At 74.0% G+C, this 14,256-nt stretch carries 14 protein-coding genes; 10 read left to right on the top strand and 4 right to left on the bottom strand.

The window, feature by feature from the left end:
• Positions 1–19 precede the first annotated feature (19 nt).
• The 3 genes from serA to RM425_RS06115 all read right to left on the bottom strand — a co-directional run bounded on the left by serA (position 20) and on the right by RM425_RS06115 (position 2,716).
• Positions 20–1,225: a phosphoglycerate dehydrogenase gene (gene serA, locus RM425_RS06125; protein WP_311344298.1), complete on the bottom strand. Its 1,206-nt coding sequence runs from the start codon at positions 1,223–1,225 to the stop codon at positions 20–22.
• A gap of 126 nt (positions 1,226–1,351) precedes the next feature.
• Entirely contained in the window at positions 1,352–2,257 is a 906-nt protein-coding gene (locus RM425_RS06120; RefSeq protein ID WP_311344297.1) for an NAD-dependent epimerase/dehydratase family protein, read from the bottom strand.
• Between the two features lie 60 nt (positions 2,258–2,317).
• Positions 2,318–2,716, bottom strand: coding sequence for a nuclear transport factor 2 family protein (locus tag RM425_RS06115; protein WP_311344296.1), 399 nt, complete (start codon positions 2,714–2,716; stop codon positions 2,318–2,320).
• Positions 2,717–2,987: 271 nt separating this feature from the next.
• Between RM425_RS06115 and RM425_RS06110 the strand changes: the two genes are divergently transcribed.
• A complete protein-coding gene (locus RM425_RS06110; RefSeq protein ID WP_311344295.1) occupies positions 2,988–4,667 on the top strand; it encodes an ABC transporter substrate-binding protein in 1,680 nt (559 codons plus the stop codon).
• Positions 4,668–4,785: 118 nt separating this feature from the next.
• Here the strand turns inward: RM425_RS06110 and RM425_RS06105 are convergent, their stop codons facing one another.
• Positions 4,786–5,295 carry a hypothetical protein gene (locus RM425_RS06105; RefSeq protein ID WP_311344294.1) on the bottom strand — a complete coding sequence of 170 codons (510 nt, stop codon included), beginning with the start codon at positions 5,293–5,295 and terminating at the stop codon, positions 4,786–4,788.
• A 271-nt stretch (positions 5,296–5,566) separates the two neighbouring features.
• Here RM425_RS06105 and RM425_RS06100 point away from each other — a divergent pair, with 271 nt between their 5' ends.
• The 9 genes from RM425_RS06100 to RM425_RS06060 all read left to right on the top strand — a co-directional run bounded on the left by RM425_RS06100 (position 5,567) and on the right by RM425_RS06060 (position 14,179).
• Entirely contained in the window at positions 5,567–7,630 is a 2,064-nt protein-coding gene (locus tag RM425_RS06100; protein WP_311344293.1) for a PEP/pyruvate-binding domain-containing protein, read from the top strand.
• On the top strand, positions 7,627–8,163 hold the full coding sequence (locus RM425_RS06095; protein ID WP_311344292.1) for a hypothetical protein: 537 nt from the start codon (positions 7,627–7,629) through the stop codon (positions 8,161–8,163). Before RM425_RS06100 ends, RM425_RS06095 begins: the two co-directional genes overlap by 4 nt.
• Entirely contained in the window at positions 8,160–8,567 is a 408-nt protein-coding gene (locus RM425_RS06090) for a hypothetical protein (protein WP_311344291.1), read from the top strand. Before RM425_RS06095 ends, RM425_RS06090 begins: the two co-directional genes overlap by 4 nt.
• Positions 8,568–8,732: 165 nt before the next feature.
• Positions 8,733–9,236, top strand: coding sequence for a hypothetical protein (locus RM425_RS06085; RefSeq protein ID WP_311344290.1), 504 nt, complete (start codon positions 8,733–8,735; stop codon positions 9,234–9,236).
• A gap of 82 nt (positions 9,237–9,318) precedes the next feature.
• Positions 9,319–10,203, top strand: coding sequence for a metallophosphoesterase (locus tag RM425_RS06080; RefSeq protein WP_311344289.1), 885 nt, complete (start codon positions 9,319–9,321; stop codon positions 10,201–10,203).
• Positions 10,204–10,239: 36 nt separating this feature from the next.
• Positions 10,240–11,112, top strand: coding sequence for an alpha/beta fold hydrolase (locus RM425_RS06075; protein WP_311344288.1), 873 nt, complete (start codon positions 10,240–10,242; stop codon positions 11,110–11,112).
• Between the two features lie 240 nt (positions 11,113–11,352).
• Complete coding sequence (locus RM425_RS06070; protein WP_311344287.1) at positions 11,353–12,030, top strand: response regulator transcription factor; 678 nt, start codon at positions 11,353–11,355, stop codon at positions 12,028–12,030.
• Positions 12,027–13,508 carry a sensor histidine kinase gene (locus tag RM425_RS06065; protein WP_311344286.1) on the top strand — a complete coding sequence of 494 codons (1,482 nt, stop codon included), beginning with the start codon at positions 12,027–12,029 and terminating at the stop codon, positions 13,506–13,508. The genes RM425_RS06070 and RM425_RS06065 overlap by 4 nt, the downstream gene beginning before the upstream one ends.
• Positions 13,505–14,179 carry a GerMN domain-containing protein gene (locus RM425_RS06060; protein WP_311344285.1) on the top strand — a complete coding sequence of 225 codons (675 nt, stop codon included), beginning with the start codon at positions 13,505–13,507 and terminating at the stop codon, positions 14,177–14,179. Before RM425_RS06065 ends, RM425_RS06060 begins: the two co-directional genes overlap by 4 nt.
• The last annotated feature ends 77 nt before the right edge of the window (positions 14,180–14,256 follow it).

Genomic DNA, 14,256 nt, shown 5'->3' with positions numbered 1-14,256 from the left:
GCCGTGCGGCGGCTGCGGATCAGTCGGGAGCGGGTCCGACGGTCAGGCGGACGGTCTCCGGCAGTGCCTGCAGCGCGGCCACCAGGCCCGGGGGCAGCGGGGCGCTGACGTCGGTGACCGCGTAGCCCAGCCCCCCGCGCGTGGCCAGCACCTGCCCGTCCACGTTCAGGCCGTGCTCGCCGACCAGTGCGTCGGCGCGCGCCAGGACGCCGGGCTCGTTGCGGTGCAGCAACGCGAACCGGGCCGCCGAGGAGCCGTGCAGGACGACGGTGGGCAGGTTCACGCTCAGCGTCGTCGTGCCCGAGCGGCTGTAGTCGACCAGCTTGCCGGCGACGAAGCGTCCGATGTCGTACTGCGCCTCCTGGGTCGACCCCCCGACGTGCGGGGTGAGGACGACGTTGGGCAGGCCGCGGAGGACCGAGTCGAAGGGGTCGCCCTGCTCACGCGGCTCCTCCGGGAAGACGTCGACAGCGGCGCCGGCGATGTGGCCGCTCAGGACGTTGTCCCGCAACGCCTCGTGGTCGACGACGAACCCGCGGGAGAGATTGAGGAACAGGCTGCGCGGGCGCATGCGGGCGAACTGCTCGGCCCCGAACAACCCGGCGTTGCCACCGCGACCGTCCACGTGCAGCGTGACGGCCTCCGCCCGCTCGAGCAGCTCCTCCAGGGTGTTGCAGCGCTCCGCGTTGCCCAGGGCGAGCTTGTCCTCGAGGTCGTAGTAGACGACCCGCATGCCCAGCGCCTCGGCCAGCACCGACAGCTGACTGCCGATGTTCCCGTAGCCCACGATGCCCAGGGTGCGCCCGCGGATCTCGTGGCTGCCGGTCGCGGACTTGTCCCAGGTCCCGGCGTGCAGCGCCCGGTCCCGGTCCACCAGCCGCCGGGCCAGGATGATGATCTCGGCGAGCGCCATCTCCACCACGCTGCGGGTGTTCGAGTACGGGGCGTTGAACACCGCCACACCCGCGGCAGCCGCCGCGGTCAGGTCGATCTGGTTGGTGCCGATGCAGAAGGCCCCGACCGCGCACAGGTCCGGACGACGACGCAGGACGTCGGCGGTCACCTGGGTCTTGGACCGGATGCCGAGCACGTCGACCCCGTCGAGCGCCTCGACCAGGTCGGCCTCGTCCAGCGCCCCCCGGCGCGACTCCACCTCGAAACCGGCGGCGCGGAGGGCGTCGGCCGCCACCTGGTCGATGTTCTCCAGCAGCAGGGCTCTGGGCACGTTCAGGGACCTCCTCGACCACGGGACCAGCGGCGGTCCCGGGCACAGGCAGTATCCCGGCACCGGTATCCGGCGCTGCACGGCGGCCGGTTGAGGGACGACCGCCGGCTCTCGGAGCCGGTGCCGTCACGGACGCGCCAGGCCCCGGCGCACCTCGTCCAGGGCCTGCGCCAGGCCCACCCGCGGCGACCAGCCCCACCCGTGGGCGCGGTCGGTGCGCAGCTGCCCGGTCCACGCCGGCTCGTCGGTCCACTCGGGGTCGACGCCGAGCGCGTCGGTCACCGTGCCGAGGTAGTCGCCCCAGGTGGCGGGCTCGCCCGCCACGATGACCGGCGTCGCCCGTCCGGCCGCCGGACCGCGCTGCGCGTCGTCGGCGGTGGCGACGGCGCCCGTGGCGACGTCCGCGATGAACTCGGCCAGGTCGTCGACGTGCACCCAGGACCAGGTCTGCGCCGGGTTCGCCCGGCGGTCGCCGTCCCGGACGGCACGCGGCCGGAGCGTGTTCCAGACCGAGGTGTCACCGGCGCCGACGATCGCCGGCGGGCGGACCAGCACGGTCGTGAGCCCGTCGATCTGCGCGAGCGCGGCGTCGGTGGCGTTCTTGGTGTCGGGGTAGGCGCCGCTCCCCTCGGGCAGGAGGGCGCCGTCCTCGGCGACGTCGCCGACCCCGGTCGAGCGGTCGTACACGCCGGCCGTGGACACGTGCACGAGCCGGGCGACGCCGGCGTCCCGCGCCGCGCGGGCGATGACCGGCGTGCCCTCGACCCCCACCCGGTGCTGCGCCTCCCGGGACGAGCCCATCGGGTGCACCGTCGTGACGACCGCATCGGCGCCCCGGGTCACCGCGCGGGCGATGCTCTCGTCGGCGAAGTCGCCGACGTGCTCGGTGACCCCCTCGAGCGGGGGCGCGCTGCCTGCCCGGCGGACGACGGCACGCACCTGCGCCGACCGGGCGGCCAGGGCGCGGCACACCGCGGTGCCCACCAGCCCGTTCGCACCGGTCACCACGACGACGGACGAGGGAGTGGCCATGCGGTCCACCCTGCCAGCGACCACGCGACGGCGCCCGGTGCGCGGGCACGTCGCCGCGGGTCAGCCGCCCGCGGCCAGCCGCCGGCCCATCTGCTCGTGCACGGCCTGGATCCCCTGCAGGGGACGCAGCATCACGCGGAACTCGACGATCCGGCCCGCGTCGTCGCACCAGATGATGTCCACGCCGTTCACGTACCTGCCCTCCACCGTGGTCTCGAACTCGAGCACGGCCGTGTCACCGGACAGGACCTCCTTCGTGTACCGGAAGGCGCCGCCTGGCTCACCCGCCAGCGCCCGGCTCGCCGCCTCGAGGTACTGCGTCGTCACGGCCTTCCCGCGCTGCGGTGTGTAGACCACCGGCGAGAAGAAGACGACGTCGTCGGCGAGCAGCCCGTCCAGGCCGCCGGGGAGCTCACCGTCCATGTACCGGTGCCAGCGGGCGATCACGTCGTCGATCACAGTGTCTCCTCGGTCGTGCCGGGCGGGGGTTCCCGGCCCCGACCTTCGGGGCAGCGGCGGTTGGGCGCAAGCAGGGTGACGCTCGCCAGGAATGCCCGCCCGATGACGGCGATGACACACAACTGTCGGTGTCCTGCCATCGGACTTCGCCGTCGCCGTCGGTACGAAGGGGGTGCGCTCGGAACGGACCTCGGGGCGCTCGTACGTCCACCCGCCGGACCCGCCGGCACGGACTCGCGGTTCGCGCGCCCATCAGGTCAGGAGTGAGCACATGAGAGAACATCCGCGACTGGGGACAGGCGTCTGGAAGCGGACGCTGGCCTCCGCCGGCTTCGTGGGTCTCCTCCTCGGCACCGCTGCCTGCGGTGGCGGCGACGGCGGCGACGGTGGCGGCACGCCGCAGGCCGTCGGGCAGGACGACTTCTCCGAGCAGGGTGACCCGGTCACCGGCGGCACCATCGAGGTGGGCCTGGAAGCGGAGACCAACAGCTGGCTGCCCGGCGAGGGAACCTTCGGCAACCCGGGCACCTCGGTGGCGTACGCGATCTACGACCCGTTGGTCAAGCGGACCGAGGAGGGCGATCTCAAGCCCTACCTGGCGGAGTCGATCGAGCCCAACGAGGACTTCACCCAGTGGACGCTGAAGCTCCGGCCGGACGTCCAGTTCCACGACGGCACCCCGCTCGACGCCCAGGCGCTCAAGACGATCTGGGACGAGTACCTCACCGTTCCGACGTCGAACGTGGCGGCATCGCTGTCCGACGTGACCTCGATGGAGGTCGTGGACGACCTGACGGTCCGGTACAACCTGGCCGACACCAACGCGGCGTTCCCCGACGTGCTCACGCAGTCGCCGGGGTGGCCGTTCTCGCCGACGGCGGCGGCAGCGGCCGGTGAGGATGCGGGGGCCAACCCGGTGGGCACCGGTCCGTTCGAGTTCGTCAGCTGGCAGCGCGACAACGACCTCGTGGTCGAGCGGAACGACGACTACTGGCAGGAGGGCCTGCCCTACCTGGACGGGATCACCTTCCGGCCGATCCCCGACGAGGACACCCGGCTGGCCAGTCTGCAGAGCGGTGACATCCAGGCCATGCAGTCCCTGCGCCAGAGCACCATCGCCCGGGCCCGCGACCTGGACGGCGTGGACAACTACGAGTACCTGGGCAACAACAGCGGTGGTTCGCTGATCAACACCACCAAGCCGCCGTTCGACGACCCCCGGGTGCGGCAGGCCCTCGGGCACGCGGTCAACCAGGAGGCCCTCATCGAGGTCCTCGGCGGCACGGGCCTGACCCCGGAGGCCACCCAGTACTTCAGCCCGGACAGCCCCTTCTACTCCGAGGACGCTGCGGAGGCCTTCCCGGACTACGACCCGGAGCGGGCGCAGGAGCTCTACGACGAGTACATCAACGACCCGCAGCGCTCCGACGGGCAGCCGGTCGGCTCCCCGATCTCCTTCACCTACGCCTGCCCGCCCGACCCGAGCCTCAACGAGCTGTCCCAGCTCTACCAGTCCTTCTGGAACGGGATCGGCATGGACGTCGACCTCACCACCGTCGAGCAGGCCGCCCACATCCAGAACGCCATCGCGCGGGACTACGACGTGCAGTGCTTCCGGTTCAGCTCCGAGGAGGACCCGTACTACATCCTCAAGGACGCGTTCACCCCGGGCGCGCTGAACTTCACCGGTTACACCAGCGCGGTGATCGACGAGAACCTGGAGATCCTGCGGTCCACGACGGACCTGGAGGAGCGCCAGGCGGCGGTCGAGGAGATCAGCCTGGACGTCTCGGAGAACGTGCCGAACCTCTTCACCGGCTACACCCTCACCGACATCGCGGTGCAGGACGAGGTGAAGAACGTCGGCGGCTGGGAGTTCCCCGACGGCACACCGGGCAACGGTGTCCCCGGTGCGACGGCCATGTGGGGCCACGTCTGGCTGGCCGAGTAGCCACCACCCGCACAGCACCACCACCCGCACAGCACCACCACCCGCACAGAGCGACGGCCCGGGCGAGCGATCGCCCGGGCCGTCGCGCGCCGTGGTCCGGCCGCGGCCCCCGTCCTGATCAGGCGGCCGGGGCGGGCTCCACGATGCCTGCGAGGACGTAGGGCTCGTCGTCCCACTCCTCGAGCTCCTCCTCGGGTAGCTCCGCGCCCAGCTCCTCCTCGACCGCGGCCAGGTCGAACTCCTCGTGCGGCACGCCGGCGACCACGACCTCCGCACCGGGGGCGAGATCGATGACGGGCTCCTCCACGATGACCAGCGTCGGCTCGACGTCGTCCCCGTCGGGGGCGGTGATGGTGAAGGCGACCGGCGAGATGACCTGGTCGACGGCTGCCTCGAGGGTGACCTCCTGGCCCTCGTAGCCCGCGATGTCGTCGCGGAAGTCCTCGCCGTACTCGCCGTCGTAGGGGTCCTGCAGGTCGTCGGGACCCCGCACGTCCGGCGCGTCGCTGCCCGTTCCGGCGTCGACCGTGTCCTCGGAGCACGCCGGGAGCGCGGCCACGGCGGCGGCGAGCAGCACTGCGATGGTCGGACGTCGTCCCGCGGGTCGTCGCGGCGAAAGGCTCGGCATGGCGCTGTCTCCTCGTGTGCGATGAGCGGACCCGGGCCCACGACGGACGCCGCGGCCCGGCCCGGGCGTGCCCGCCCGGGCCGGACCGGCAACCCGGGCACCGGCTCTGTCACGGGAACGACATCCGGTGCACCCTTCCCCGCTCCCGCCGGCTTCCTCCCCTCCCCTGGCTGCGCGAGCCGGCGCCGTCCGTCCATGACGGCTGTGCGTCGATCCGGGGACCTTCCGGCGACGATCCGCGTCGTCGCCCGGAGGCGGGTAAGCCGCCCGGGTGCCTTCACTTCCCTCCGCCGACCGCGGCGACGCCGCCACCGGCGCCGACGGACCGCCGGCTGTCTGGCTGCACGCCCCGTCCGCCGCGGACGCGGCGGACACCGGCGCCAAGGCGGCCGCCCTCGCGACGGCGGCCGGCGCCGGGTTGCCCATCGTGCGCGGCTTCGCGATCACCACCGCGGCCTGCGAGCGGATCGCGGAGGGCGGCGGCCTGCCCGAGAAGGTCACCGAGGCCTGGCGCGAGCTGTCGCAGGACGGCGCCCTGCCCCTCGTGGTGCGCAGCAGCTCGACGGTCGAGGACCTCGGGAACAGCTCCATGGCCGGCCGCTTCGAGTCGGTCCTGGACGTGCGCGGGCTGGAGGGGTTCCGCCGGGCCGTCGACGTCGTGATCGCCTCCCGCGAGCAGGCGGCCGCCGGCAGCGACGTGCTGACCGGGAAGGAGCCGCTGGCCGTGCTGGTGCAGCCCCTCCTGGACGTGGACTGCGGGGGTGTCCTCTTCGGCATCGACCCCGTCTCGGGGCGGGAGGACCGGCTGGTCGTGGCCGCCACGGAGGGCGGCCCCGACCGGCTGGTCAGCGGCCAGGTGGATGGCGACCGGTACGAACTGGACCGCAGCGGACGATCGGTGCAGGTCGACCGCGGAGAGGGTGGCGCACGGCTGAGCCGCGGGCGCCTGCGCGAGCTGGCCACCCTGGCCGCCCGGACCGCCGAGGTCTTCGGCGGTCCGCAGGACGTCGAGTGGGCCTACGAGCGGAACGGCCGGCTGCGGCTGCTGCAGAGCCGCCCGGTCACCGCCGAACCCCGGGGACGGCCCGTCGGCCCGGTGCTGGGACCCGGACCGGTCGCCGAGACGTTCCCGGAGCCGCTCCAGCCGCTCGAGGTGGATCTGTGGGTGGAGCCCCTGCGCACCGCACTGGCCCGCGCGCTGCTCCTGACCGGGACCGCGCCGGAGGCCCAGGTGGCGGACTCGCCGGTCGTCGCGGTCGTCGGCGGGTACGTCGCCGTGGACCTGGACCTGCTGGAGCCGAAGGCCGGGCGGTCGGGCATCCTGCGGCGGCTGGACCCCCGGCCGGGCCTGCGCCGCCTCCACGCCTCCTGGCGGGTCGGCCGGTTGCGGGCGGCGCTGCCGGCGCTCAGCCGAGACATCGTGGCCGCCGCCGACGCCGCGCTCGCCGCCGTCCCGCCCCTGGACGACCTCGACGACGCCCAGCTGCTGGGGCTGCTGCACCGGACCGGTCCGGCGCTGGTGTCCGTGCACGCGCACGAGCTACTCGTCGGTCTGCTGGTCGATCCCGAGCGCCCGCGGACGACGGGGGTGGGCGTCGCCCTCGACGTCCTGGCCCGCGCGCGGCAGGCCGGGCTCCCCGACGAGCGGACGGTGGCCGAGCATCCCGTCGTCCTCGCCCTGAGCCCCCCGCAGATCCGCCCCTCCCCGCTGCTCCCGGCCGACGTGCCGCCGCCTCCCGACCGCGAACGGGTGGACGCCGACGACCCGGCCCTGCTGCGCGAGGCGCTGCGCCTCCGGACGCGCTGGCTGCAGGAGGCCGGCGTGCGGGCGGCCTGGGCCCTGGGCGTTCGGCTCACCGCGGCCGGCCGGCTGCCGCACCCGGAGGACGTGCGCGGACTGACGCTGCGCGAGCTGGAGTCGCTGGTACGCGACCCGGCGGCGACGGCGAGACCGCAACGCCCCGAGCCGGGCGAGCCGCTGCCCGCGCGGTTCCGGGTCAGCGACACCGGCGCACCCGTGGTCGTGGCCGGCGGTGCGGCGGCCGCCGGCGCCGGCGGGGGCCGGGGCCGCGGCCCGGTCCACCACGGGGACGATGCGCCCGAGGGGTCGGTGCTGGTGGTGCGCACGCTCGATCCCTCGCTGGCCTCGGTGCTGCCGCGGCTGGCCGGTCTGGTGGCCGAGACCGGCAGCGTGCTGGCTCACCTGGCGATCCTGGCCCGCGAGGCCGGCGTCCCCACCGTCGTCGGAGCGGCCGGGGCGCTGGACCGCTACGAACCGGGCACCGTCGTCCGGGTGGACGGCGACACCGGAGAGATCGAGGAGGACCCGTCGTGAGACCCGTCATCTGGACGACCGGGACGCTGGCGCTGCTCGCCTCCGGCGGCTACGTGCTGGTGTACGTCTACCGGTGGGAGTGGCACCGCGCCCTGCTGGTCGGCATCCTCTTCCTGGCCGCGCTGGTCGGGATGTCCACCGCGCTCGTCCTGCGGCGGCTGGGTCGGCTCGAGCGCACCGTGTCGGCCCCCTCGCGGGCGGACGACGCGCTGCAGCACCTGCGCGCCGCTCCGGTGGAGCTGCCACGCTTCCGCTGGCTGGCACCGCACGACCCGGACCGGGTCGGCGTGTTCATCCCGCTGCTGATCGGCGGCGGCGTGCTGCTCTCCGGTGCGGCCTGGCTGGTCGAGCGGGTGGCCGGCTCGGCCGCACGGGCCGGCGTGGAGGAGGACCTGGCCGGCGATCTGCGCGGGCTGTCGTTCCCGGTCGCCCCGCTGGTGCCCTCCCCCGGCGAGGTGCTCGCCGGCGTGGGCCGGGAGGCCGACCCCGGGCTCGAGGTCCTGCTGGGCCCGGCCGGCGGGAGCCCGCGGTGAAGAAGCTGCTCATCGGGCTGGTGGTGGTGGCCCTCGGCACGGCCGGCCTGCTGGCGCTGCGTGCGGAGCTCATGACGGTGAGCGTCGAGCAGCCCGAGGGCTCCTACACCGACGTGGTCGTCGCTGCGGAGGTCAAGCAGGAAGACCCCGGTGTGCGCCCCGAGATGACCCGCGGGCTGGTCAGCACCTGCCGGCTGCTGGTCAACTCCGACGTCGTCGAGGACTCCTTCGTGGCCCTGAGCGAGGGGGTCTTCACCTTCCGGCTGCACCCCGGGCTCGACGAGTTCGACCGGCGCGAGCTGCGCGGCTGCCTCTCCGACGCGCGCGTGCAGCACCTGCAGGTCGAGGTGCGGCACCTGGAGACGGTGACGCCGTCCGACGGCCAGGAGCGTGGCGCCGCCTGACCCCACCCCTCGTCACCTGTCCGTCACACGGCCCTCGGCGCCGGCGGGCTTCCTTGTCAGACGGGTGACGAAGCCGGTCCGTAGCGGATCGGGGCGCGTCGGCCGGGCATGCCCGGTGGACCCGGAACCGATCGCCGGAACCGTCCGGCCCGAGGAGGAACACCGATGCGCACCACCCGGCCCCTGAGGACGACCACTTCCCGCACCGCCGCCGCGGTGTTCGCCGTCGCCACCGCCCTGGGCGTTGCTGCCTGCGGGAACACGGACTCCGGCGCCGACATCGAGGACGTGCCGGAGGACGAGGTGCTGGCCGACGGTCCCTACGAGGGCCGGTACGAGGTCGACTTCTTCGAGTCGATCGACGACTACGCCGACCAGGAGGTCACCCTCACCGCCGCGGTGGACGAGGTGGTCCGGCCCGACGCCTTCACGATCGGCGGAACCGGCGACGTCTCGGTCGAGGCGCTGCTGGTGGTCGGCGCGGAGCAGGACCAGGAGCTGACCCCGGGAGCCACGGTCGAGGTCACCGGCACGGTGAAGGACGGGTTCGTGATCACCGACGTCGAGGAGGAGCTCGGGGTCGACCTCGACGGCCCGGTGTTCGAGGAGTTCGAGGACGAGCCCTACATCGTCGCGGAGGACGTCGAGGTCCTCGAGAACGCCGACTGACCTCACGCCCCGCCACAGCCACCGCCACCGGCCTGCGCCCACGCTCCGGTCGCAACGAGAGGAACGAGAGGAACGACGAGACATGCGCCGCTGGCTGCTCAGGATCGGCGCCGCGCTCGGCGTGCTGCTCACCCTGCTGCTCGTGTACGGCGTGCTGATCGAGCCGCGGCTCGTCCTGGACGAGGTGCACGCCGAGGTGCCGCTGCCGCACGTCGACGAGGAGCTGGCCGGGACCGAGGTGGCGGTGGTGTCGGACTTCCAGCTCGGCATGTGGTTCGCCAACACCGGCATGGTGGAGCGCTCCCTCGAGACGATCGTCGACGAGGAGCCGGACATCGCCCTGCTCGCCGGCGACTTCCTGTACAGCACCGATCCCGGCGTCGAGGCGCAGGTCGACGTGCTGCTGGAGCTGCTCGGTCCCCTGCTGGAGTCGGGCATCCCGACCTACGCGGTGCTCGGCAACCACGACCACGCCGTCGACGGCGCGGAGGAGCTCACCACCGCCCTGGAGGAGGCCGGCGTGCCGGTGCTGCGCAACGAGTCGGTCCCCGTGCCGGGGCTGCGGACCGCCTCGGGAGAGGCGCTGCACGTCGTCGGGGTGGGCCCGGACCGGCCCGGCCTGGCCGACGTCGACGCCGCGCTGGCCGACGTCCCGGACGGCGCACCCCGCGTCGTCCTCATGCACAACCCCACCGTCTTCGACGAGTTCCCGGCCGGCACGGCGCCGCTGGTGCTCGCCGGCCACACCCACTGCGGGCAGGTGACCCTGCCCGGCACCCCGCGGTGGAGCTATCTCGCACTGACCGACGAGGAGAAGATCGTCGCCGACGGCTGGGCGCCTGCCGGCTACGGGGCCGAGGGCAACCGCATGTTCGTGACCTGCGGAATCGGTTTCAGCCTGGCCCCCATCCGGATCAACGCCCCACCGCAGGTGGCGTTCTTCGAGCTCCGTCCCGGCGACGGATGACCCTCGACCACCGACCCCGACACCCGCAGGAGTTCCATGTCCTCCCTCCCGTCCTTCGACGGCACGCCCCTGGCCGTGACCCGGACCGGCCCGCCGGACGGATCCCCCGTGGTGCTCGTGCACGGCCTGGGCATGTCCACCGACTCCTGGGGCGAGGTCCCGGCCCGGCTCGCCGAACGCCACCACGTCGTCCGGTACGACCTGCGCGGCCACGGCCGCAGCGGGAGCGCCGGCCCGGGCGGCTACGAGCTGCAGGCCCATGCCCGTGACCTCGCCGAGGTACTGCGCTCGTGTCTGCCCGACGGCCGGCGGGCCGTCCTCGTCGGCCACAGCCTCGGGGGCGGGATCATCCTGGCCGCGGCCCGGGAGACCGACGCCCTCGACCGGACCGCCGGGGTCGTCTTCGCCGGCTCGGGCGGCTCGGGCGTCACCGCCCCGGGGCTGCCGGTGCGCGGGCTTCCCCCGGTGCTCGCGCACGGGGTGCGCGGCACCTGGTTCGGGGTGCTGCGCGCCACCACGCGACTGGGCCGGCGGATCCGCTCGGCGCAGTGGGTCGCCGACCGGATGGTCCGGCGCATCGGGGTCGGCCCGACCGCCTCGCAGGAGGTGGTGGCGCACGTCCGGGACAGCTTCCTCACCACCCGCGCACCGGCGCTCTCCGCCACCACGCTGGCCAGCCTCAACCACGACGGCACGCGACTGGCGCCCTCCCTGGCGATGCCCACGCTCATCCTGCACGGCACCCACGACCCGGAGGTGACCGAGGAGGAGCTGCGGGAACTGCTCGACGCGCTGCCCGACGGGGAGCGCGTGGAGTACCCCGACGCCGGGCACATGCTGCCGCTCGCCCACCCCGCCGAGGTGGCCGATCAGATCGCCCGGTGGACCCGGCAGGTGCAGGCCGCGTGACCGCCGGGCCCACGTCGGGCCCGCCCCCGCGCCGGATCGGCGGTGGCGATGTCAACCGACCGTCACATCGGCGCCCGCTCGCGGCACGCGACATGACGGATCTGCGACATCGGCTGCCGGTCGGCATGGACCCGCGCCCGGGAGGTCACCCCGCTCGGACGCCGGGAACCCGGCGGACACCGGTGCGGAGCACCCTTCTTCTGTGGTGCGAAAGGAACGTACGTGGGCACACTTCTGGTTGTGCCCCGCTCCGTGCTGATCATCGAGGACGACCCCCGCATCCGCCGGATCCTCCAGATGACGCTGCAGCGCGAGGGTCTGGAGGTCACCGAGGCCGAGAGCGGCGAGTCCGGGCTGGCGCGGGTGGGCGAGCACGAGTTCGACGTCGTCCTGCTGGACCTCATGCTCCCCGGCATGGACGGGTTCGAGGTGTGCCGGGAGATCCGCCGCTCGTCGAACGTGCCGATCATCATGGTGACCGCGCGGGCCGACAGCCACGACGTCGTCGCGGGCCTGGAGGCCGGCGCCGACGACTACGTCTCCAAGCCGGTCGTGGCCAAGGAGCTCTCGGCCCGGATCCGGGCGCTGGCCCGCCGCACCCGCGCGCCGGAGCCACGGCTGCGCATCACCGTGGGCGACCTGGAGATAGCGCCGCAGGAGGGGACGGTCACCCGCGGTGGGCAGGCGCTGAACCTGACCCGCACCGAGTTCCGCCTCCTGTGCGAGCTCGCCGAGGAGCCGGGCCGGGTCATGAGCCGGGAGGAGCTGCTCGAGCGCGTCTGGGGCTACGACTACTTCGGCGACTCCCGCCTGGTCGACGTCCACGTGCGGCGGTTGCGCAAGAAGGTGGAGCACGATCCGGGGCAGCCCACGGTGGTCACCACCGTCCGCGGCATGGGCTACCGCATCCCGGCGTGACCACCACCCGGTCCCGTCCGCAGCCGGCGCCGGCCCCGGACCTCGAGGAGCTCGACCGGGAGCAGGCCCGCGGCGAGCGGCGGTGGGCGTGGCGGTGGCGCGTCCCCGTCCACACCCTGCGCGGTCGGGCCACGCTGGCGTTCACGGTCGTCACGAGCGTGCTGTGCGCCGTCCTCGCGGTGGCCGTCTGGGTCGCCGTGTCCCAGTACCTGCTCGTCCAGCGGGAGCGGGCCACGCTCGTGCAGACGGCGGCCAACGGCGCCCAGGTGCAGCGCGCCCTGGGGACCGAGGGCCTGTCCGTGCCGCAGGTGCTGGCCCAGCTGCCGCGGGAGACGGGCTCGGTCTCGCTCTACGTCGACGACGGCGAATGGCTGACCTCGTCGCTGTCCATCGGCCGCGACGACCTCCCCGACGCGCTGGCCGAGACGGTGCTCTCCGGCACCCCCGCCCGGCAGCGGATCGCGGTGCAGGGCGAGACCCTGATGGCCGTCGGCATCCCCCTGACCAACCTGGACGAGGCGTACTTCGAGATCTATCCGCTCGAGGAGCTCGACAACACGTACCGGGTGCTGGCCGCGGTGCTGACCCTGTCGGTCGCCGGCCTCGTCCCGCTCCTGCTCTCGGTCGGGTGGTGGGTCACCGGTCCGGCCCTGCGACCGCTGAACCGGATCGCCGCGGCCGCCGCCTCCATCGCGGAGGGGGACCTCTCCGCCCGCATCGACTCCCGCGGCGACCCCGCGCTGGCCCCGATCGCCACCTCCTTCAACCACACCGTGGCCGCCCTGGAGGCCCGGGTCCGCACCGATGCCCGGTTCGCCGCGGACGTGAGCCACGAGCTGCGGAGCCCGCTGACGGCCATGCTCGGCGCTCTCGACCTCGTGGAGGCCGCCGCCGACGACCTCCCGCCCGACGGGCAGGAAGGGGTCGCGGTGCTCCGCGCGGAGATGCACCGCTTCGAGCGGCTCGTCGCCGACCTGCTGGAGATCTCCCGCGCCGATGCCGGCAACGCCGACCTCGTGGTGGAGGAGGTCCGGCTGGCCGCACTCGTCCAGGAGGCGCTGGCCCGCCGTCGGCTCGCCGGTCGGGACGACGCCCCGGTGCACGTGGACGCCGACGCCTCCGATGTGGTGATCGACGCCGACAAGCGACGGCTGGAACGGGTGCTGGGCAACCTCATGGACAACGCCGACAAGCACGGTGGCGGGCTGACCGGGGTCACCGTGGCCCGCGGGGAGGACACCGTCTGCGTGATGGTCGACGACGCCGGTCCCGGGGTTCCCGAGGAGGAGCGGGCGCGCGTCTTCGACCGGTTCGCCCGGGGTGCCGGGAGCATCCGGACGAGAACCGAGGGCGCCGGGCTAGGGCTGGCCCTCGTGGCCCGTCACGTGCATGCCATGGGAGGGACGGTCACCGTGGACCAGAGTCCCTCGGGCGGTGCCCGGTTCACGGTGGTGCTCCCGGTGGAGATCACCCCGTGAGCCGGCGCGCCGCCCTGCTGCGGGCCTTCCTCGCGGCCCTGGCGGCCGTGCTCGTCGCCGGGTGCGGCGTCGCGCCGGACGACCGCCCGGAGGAGGTGTCCACCGACCCCGCTCCCGCGTCGGCGCCCGGCATCGGGAGCTCGGGATCTGGTCCGCTGGTCACCCTCTACCTGATCCGCGGCGCCGACCTGACCCCCGTCGTGCGCCGGACCACGACACGGACGACTCCCGTCGTCCTGGACCTGCTCCTCGAGGGGCCCACCCGCATCGAGGCAGCCGACGGGATCCGCACCGCCCTGGCGCCCGAGCTGGTCGGCGTGGAGGCAACGGAGCCCGACGGCACCGTGACCCTGACGCTCACCCGCGGCTTCACCGGCCTCACCGGCGGCAACCAGCTGCTGGCCGTGGCCCAGGTCGTCTGGTCCCTCACCGAGCTCCCGGCGGTCACCGGGGTCCGCTTCACCGTCGAGGGGGCGCCGGTCGAGGTGCCGACCGATGAGGGGCTGACCGCGAGCCCGGTCGAGCGGGACGACTACGCGTCGGTGGCGCCTGCCACGCCGACTCCCTCGCCGTCACCGACCACCGGCCCGCCGGACGACCCGGAAGATCCGGAAGATCCGGACGGCGCACCGTCCACGCCGCCCACGTCGACCGGCGCACCCGCCAGCTGACCGCGCCACCAGGAGCCGGCCCGGTCAGCGCCGGCGCGATGACGACGGTGCCGACCCGGCCCGCACGGTCGTCATCG

The sequence above is a fragment of the Blastococcus goldschmidtiae genome, from assembly GCF_031845325.1.
GTDB lineage: Bacteria > Actinomycetota > Actinomycetes > Mycobacteriales > Geodermatophilaceae > Blastococcus > Blastococcus goldschmidtiae.
The sequence above is the reverse complement of the archived record's forward strand: the minus strand, read 5'-3'. Positions and strand labels throughout refer to the sequence as shown.

Coding starts and splice junctions, on each gene's coding strand:
- RM425_RS06120 (WP_311344297.1), bottom strand. CDS start 2,257: ATGGCCACTCCCTCGTCCGTCGTCGTGGTGACCGGTGCGAACGGGCTG.
- RM425_RS06110 (WP_311344295.1), top strand. CDS start 2,988: ATGAGAGAACATCCGCGACTGGGGACAGGCGTCTGGAAGCGGACGCTG.
- RM425_RS06105 (WP_311344294.1), bottom strand. CDS start 5,295: ATGCCGAGCCTTTCGCCGCGACGACCCGCGGGACGACGTCCGACCATC.
- RM425_RS06085 (WP_311344290.1), top strand. CDS start 8,733: ATGCGCACCACCCGGCCCCTGAGGACGACCACTTCCCGCACCGCCGCC.
- RM425_RS06080 (WP_311344289.1), top strand. CDS start 9,319: ATGCGCCGCTGGCTGCTCAGGATCGGCGCCGCGCTCGGCGTGCTGCTC.
- RM425_RS06075 (WP_311344288.1), top strand. CDS start 10,240: ATGTCCTCCCTCCCGTCCTTCGACGGCACGCCCCTGGCCGTGACCCGG.